The sequence below is a fragment of the Halovivax sp. genome (assembly GCA_007119345.1).
Taxonomy (GTDB): Archaea; Halobacteriota; Halobacteria; order Halobacteriales; family Natrialbaceae; genus Halovivax.
Genome location: SKPV01000097.1, coordinates 1 through 4352, shown reverse-complemented (window position 1 = coordinate 4352; position 4352 = coordinate 1). Strand labels below are relative to the sequence as shown.

4 protein-coding genes are annotated in these 4352 nt (G+C 69.4%); 1 reads left to right on the top strand and 3 read right to left on the bottom strand.

From position 1 onward, the window contains the following. Together QZT59_RS06590 and QZT59_RS06585 are read right to left on the bottom strand one after the other, a co-directional pair. A partial coding sequence (locus QZT59_RS06590; protein ID WP_290813158.1) for a flippase occupies positions 1-1115 on the bottom strand: 1115 nt, incomplete at its 3' end. After that, positions 1112-1327 (bottom strand): hypothetical protein, encoded by a 216-nt coding sequence (locus QZT59_RS06585; RefSeq protein WP_290813155.1) that lies wholly within the window; start codon positions 1325-1327, stop codon positions 1112-1114. The genes QZT59_RS06590 and QZT59_RS06585, both read right to left, overlap by 4 nt. A 157-nt stretch (positions 1328-1484) precedes the next feature. On the opposite strand from QZT59_RS06585, the gene QZT59_RS06580 reads away from it, so the two are divergent. Further along, a complete protein-coding gene (locus tag QZT59_RS06580; protein ID WP_290813152.1) occupies positions 1485-2198 on the top strand; it encodes a class I SAM-dependent methyltransferase in 714 nt (237 codons plus the stop codon). An 84-nt stretch (positions 2199-2282) separates the two neighbouring features. Here the strand turns inward: QZT59_RS06580 and QZT59_RS06575 are convergent, their stop codons facing one another. Next, positions 2283-4148 (bottom strand): glycosyltransferase family 39 protein, encoded by a 1866-nt coding sequence (locus tag QZT59_RS06575; RefSeq protein WP_290813149.1) that lies wholly within the window; start codon positions 4146-4148, stop codon positions 2283-2285. Between the last annotated feature and the right edge of the window lie 204 nt (positions 4149-4352).

The following is a 4352-nucleotide window of genomic DNA, read 5'->3' as shown; positions in this document are numbered from 1 at the left end:
GCGCCCATCGTCGCCGCCGCGAGCGCCCCGATCGCGAGGATCTGGAGGGTCGCCGCGCCGGCCGCGTACTCGGCGCCGAAGAGCCCGCCGAGTATCGGTTCGGGAAAGACGACCAGCACCAGGAAGGGCGGCAGCGTCAGGAAGACGACCCACTTGGTGACGACGGCGTAGACGGTCCGCAGCTCGGCCAGACTCCCGTCCACCTGGAGGCGCGTCAGGATCGGCGGGAGGAGGAACCCGCACGCGACGAGGACGGTGATGAGTCCGTTGCGAAGCTGGAAGGAGATGTTGTAGATGCCGACCTGGTCCGACGGCAGGAAGTAGCCGATGACGAACGTGTCCGTCGTCACGATCAGGAAGTCCATCCCCTGCATGGCGATCAGCGGGAGCGAGAACGCCAGCAGGTGTCGATCCATTCGGACCGGGTCGGCGCCGTTCCAGCCGGGGAGCAGCCGGATCGCGGCGGCGACGCCGACGATCCCGGTGATGATCAGCGCGAGCGTCTGGCCGACCATCGCGCCGACGGCGCCGAAGCCGCCGAGGACGAGCGCGGCGATGAAGACGAACCGGCCGCTCATTCGGAGCAGCTGGTAGACGTAGGCGTACGGGCCCGCGGCTCGCAGTCCCCTGGCGACGTAGACGAAGATCTTGCCGAGGACCATGAACGGGACCGCCGCCGCGCCGATGCGCAACAGCGGCGTCAGCGCCGGGTCGTCGAAGACGCCCTCGGCGATCGTCGGCGCGAAGACGAACAGCGCGACGGCGACCGCGAGTCCGGAGACGGTCCCGATTCGGATCCCGGCGCGAACGATCCCGCGGAGTTCGCCCCGGCGGTCCTCGAACTCCGGCACCTTCCGCATCATCCCGTCGTCCATGCCGAGCTTCGCAACCATGATCGCGACCGTGACGACGGCGATGGCGAGCACGACGCTCCCGTAGTCGTCGGCGAGCAGCCAGCGCGCCATCACGAACTGCGTGAGAAAGCCGAGCGGGAGCGCGAGGACCTTGCTCGCGAACACGAGCGCGCCGCCGGAGACGATCGTCTCGACCGCGTCGGTGACGGCCGACGCGGAGCCGTCCGTTCCGCCGGTCGCGTCTCGATCGTCGGGGCTCATGGACCGAGAACCGGAGCCGCGGGCGCGAGCATCCCCCACCCGACGCTGGGGCGGTCGTTCCGGAACTCGGGGGCGTCGGCCTCGCCGCCGTCGATCCAGAATTCGCGATCGTCGCTCACTCTGGGGCGGTCCTTCGGAATCTCGCGGACATCGCTCCCGCTGGCGTCGGCGCCGTCGGTTCGTCCTCGCGTCTCGGGTTCACTCGCGGCCATCGTGGCCAGGGTCCGTCACCACCGGTCGACCACGGGCGGGCTATTAAGCGGTGGAGCGGCCGCGAACGGATACGGAGGGCCTAGTCGGCCCAACGGACCGTTACGCGTCCTCCTCGCGGCGAGATTGATGGGTTTCGGCGGCCTACACGGGACGAGGATGCTCGACCACATCGAGAAGGCCCGCGACCACCCCCGGAAGGTGCTCCCGTTCGCGCTCGGCAAGGCGCTCCCCAACGGCGTCCTGGCGACCGCCCAGCGCTACCCGTCCGTCTGGAACGGGGCGGACGAGTACGTGACGTTCGAACTCGGCGGGTTCGCCGGCCGCGCGGCGGATCGCCCCGCGTTCGCCGCGCGAACGTACTACGAGGCATCGCAGCTGCGAGACGTGATCGCGGACCTCGATCGCGCGGTCGAGCGGTCGGCCGAGATCGGTCCCGGCTACGGACGGCTCTCGCCGTGGATCGCCGAGCGGTCGGCCGAACACTACGGGATCGAGCCCAACGCGCGCCAGCTCGAGACGGCGCGGACGCTCTACCCCGACGTCGAGTGGGTCGAGGCGACGGTCCAGGAGCTCCCGTTCGAGGCCGACTTCTTCGACGCGCTCGTCTCGTGGACGGTTCTCCAGCACGTGCCGCCGGCGGCGATCGAGGCGGCGGTCGATCGCATCGGGCGCGTCGTCGCGCCCGGCGGCTCCGTCATCATCTGCGAGGAGACGGCGGGGGAGGCGAACTCCCACACCTGGCCGCGGTCGGTCGAGCGCTACCGGGAGCTGTTCGAACCCGCGACGCTGGTCGACCGTCGGGAGCGAGCGGTGGAGCCGACGTACGAGGGCGACGCGGGCGAGGTGCTGGTGTTCCGGATCGAGGAGTGAGCGTCGACTGATCTCGGGGTCGAATTTCGTCGACTGATCTCGGGGTCGGATCACCTCCTCGAACCGCGTCGACGGCTCGCCCGCTCAAGATCCATCGTCCGAGGCCCGAAGTTCGTCGAGATCCGCATCCTCCAGCGTCTCCTCGTCGAAGGAGTAGACCTCCAGGCCGGTGTCGTCGACGCCCGCGCCGTGGTGCTTCGCGAAGTGCTCGTCGACGAACTCCCTGATCGCGGGATCGACGTGGTGGTCCTTTCCGGTCTCCCAGGTGATCCAGCCGGCCCCGTGGCTCTCGAGGTCGTCGGCGAACTCTTCGGGGGCGTACCGCCGATCGCTCTCCATCCTGACGACGGTGGCGTCCTCGTCGAGGTTCTGCAGGTAGATTCGCCGGAGGAACTGGCCGAAGATCGCCTCCTCGTCGGGGTCGTAGTTCGCCTCGATCGTCCCGTAGGCGGTCTCGAAGTCCTGCTCGTCCTCGAGGTACAGCGTGCGGTAGTTCTCGTCCTCCGCGCCGGCGTAGAACGGGACGGCGAGGTTGATCAGCAACAGGGCGATGAGCAGGTACCGGATCGCCCCGCGGTCGAACATTTCGACGAAGGCGAGGAAGCCGTAGATCACGAGCAGAATCGCGAACGGGACGACGTGGACGATGTATCGAAAGCCGGGGTAGCGGTCGGCGACGAAGATCGCGAAGACGAACGAGAACGCGACCAGCACGTAGCAAAAGAGCAGCTTCGAGCGGAGCGTCTCGTCGCGCACCGAGCCGACGGCCGCGAGCCCGCCGACGAGGACGGCGAGCCCGAGGGCGGTCTCCACCGGGTACTGGAAGAGGAAGTCGACGTACTCCGCGTTCCGGCGCTCGAAGGCCGAGAGGAACTGCGCGAGCTCGGCCAACCGGCCGGCGTACCTGACGAGGCCGGCGACGGCGACCGCGCCTGCGGCTCCGAGGACGGTCGCGGTGGCGTACCGCCGCTGTCGGGTGTGGAGCGCCTGGACGACGACGAAGACGTACGCGGCGGCCACGACGAAGAGCACGTTGACGTGGATCAGGTAGCCGAGATAGAGTACCGGCAGCGCCAGGAGGCCGATCCGAAGATCGAAATCGAGCCACTCCTCGACGAGGCGGTTCGCGCGGTCGGATCGGAGATCCAGGCGGTTCCGCTCGGTGAGCGCGCGACACGCGAGGTACGCGAGCAGGAAGACCAGCGGGATCACGAGCGCGTACATCCGCGTCCAGCGGAAGAGGCCGATCACGGGCGGGTAGAGGAGCAGGGCGGCGCTCGCGAGCAGCGCGGCCGCCCGCCGCTCCGTGACGTACCGGAAGACGTAGTACGAGAGGGGGACGGTGAGGACGCCGGCGAGGGCGGAGGGCAGGCGTGCGGCCCACTCGGAGACGCCGAAGACCTGGAAGGAGACCGCGACCAACAGCGTGTGGGGCCAGGCGCGGTCGTAGACGTCCCGCGGCTCGTTGCCCACCCAGTCCCAGCGGACGAACTCGCCGGTCTGGACGTAGCCGCCCGCGGCCGCGACGACCTGGTACTCGTCGCCGTAGAGGTGGTGGGCGCCCAGCCGAAAGCCGTAGACGACGACGGCGGCCGCGGTGAGGGCGGTCAGCGCCAGCGGGTACGGGTTTCGACGGACGCGGCCGGTGACGCGGCCCGGATTGGCGAACAGCCGGCTTCCGGGGAACGGCTCGCTGACCGTTTCGACCGACCCACCGTTCGCCCGACTCGAGATGCGCAGACGATCGCGTCCGGTCCAGATCGTCGCCCCGATCGCCGCGGCCGTGAGGGCGGCCAGCTCGCGGCCGTAGATCGATCCGACGGGCTCGACGAACGGGGCGAGCAATCCCATACACGCGAGTCCCAGCGCGCCGGCCGCGAGCAGGCGTCGCCCGCCGCGACCGACTCGCGAGACGCTCCCGCCCGGGCCGGTCCGTGAGTCCGTCGTCATGTGCCGCTCGAGATAGCGAAGGCACGGCGGCGAAGACGTTAGGGGTGACGGGGCGTTCGGGCGGTAATCGACCGTTGTGAGCTTTCGGTCAGCGAGACCGCTGTGCGTCGATCGAATCCTCGTCGCCGATCGAATCCTCGTCGCCGATCGGATCCTCGTCGCCGATCGGATCCTCGTCGTCGATCGGATCCTCGTCGTCGATCG